The sequence below is a fragment of the Propioniciclava sp. genome, from assembly GCF_029977985.1.
Classification (GTDB): Bacteria; Actinomycetota; Actinomycetes; order Propionibacteriales; family Propionibacteriaceae; genus Propioniciclava.
Genome location: NZ_JARKOT010000027.1, coordinates 1 through 1,275, shown reverse-complemented (window position 1 = coordinate 1,275; position 1,275 = coordinate 1). Strand labels below are relative to the sequence as shown.

Annotated in this window: 1 protein-coding gene; it reads left to right on the top strand. The window is 73.1% G+C overall.

What is annotated here, in order from left to right:
* Positions 1 to 1,275 (top strand): ABC-F family ATP-binding cassette domain-containing protein (locus Q1K57_RS02265; protein ID WP_300078555.1); only part of this gene is annotated, 1,275 nt, incomplete at both ends.

Below are 1,275 nucleotides of genomic sequence, written 5' to 3'. Positions count from 1 at the left end.
GTCAACGCCGAGCGCATCAGCAAGGCGTACGGCACGCGCACCCTCCTCGACGAGGTCTCGCTCGGCCTCGCCGCCGGCGAAGTCGTCGGCGTCGTCGGCCGCAACGGGGACGGCAAGTCCACGCTGCTGGGCATCCTCGTGGGGACGGTCGAACCCGACGCCGGCCAGGTGATCCGGGCCGCGCCGGCGTCGATCGGCCACCTGGCGCAGACGGAGGAGTTCGCACCGGCGGCGTCCGTGCGCGATGTGATCGTCGGCGGCCAGCCTGACCACGTGTGGGCCGCCGACGCGCTGAGCCGCACCGTCGTGGAGCATCTGCTCGCGGACATCCCGCTCGACGCCGAAACCGGCACCCTGTCGGGCGGTGAGCGGCGGCGCGTGGCGCTCGTGGCCCTCATGCTGGGCCACCACGACCTCATCGTCCTCGACGAACCCACCAACCATCTCGACGTGGAGGCCGTCGCCTGGCTGGCCGCTCACCTCGCCGAACTGCGCGACAGGGGCGTCGCGATTGCCATCGTGAGCCACGACCGCTGGTTCCTCGACGCCGTCTGCACGCGCGTCTGGGAGGTGCACGACGCGCAGGTGGACGCCTACGACGGCGGCTATGCCGCCTGGGTGCTCGCGCGGGTCGAACGGCAGCGGCAAGCCGCTGCGACCGAGGCGCGGCGGCAGAACCTGGCCCGCAAGGAGCTGGCTTGGCTGCGCCGCGGGGCGCCCGCACGCACCTCGAAGCCACGGTTCCGCATCGAGGCCGCCAACGCCCTCATCGCCGACGTGCCCGCCCCGCGCGACAAGCTCCAACTGCAGCAGTTCGCCGTGACGCGTCTCGGCAAGGACGTGTTCGACCTGCACGGCGTCAGCGTCAGGGTGCCGGCCGCCGACGACGAGCGCACGCTGTTCGGCCCACTGGACTGGTCCATCGGTCCGGGCGACCGGATCGGCCTCGTCGGCGTCAACGGGTCGGGCAAGTCGACGCTGCTGCGCGTGCTCGCGCACGAGCAGGCGCCCACGACAGGGCGGGTGCGGCAAGGGAAGACGCTGCGGCTGGGGCACCTGAGCCAAGCGCTGGACGCCGCCGGCCCCGGCGCGCTGGACCCTCGCGACCGCGTGCTGGATTCGGTGCAACAGCTGGTCCGCGAGACGCGGCTGGCGACCGGGCGCGACATCACCGCCACGCAATTGCTGGCCGACTTCGGCTTCACCGGCGACCGGCTCACGACGCGCGTGGGCGACCTCTCCGGCGGCGAGCGGCGACGCCTGGCCTTCTTGCGG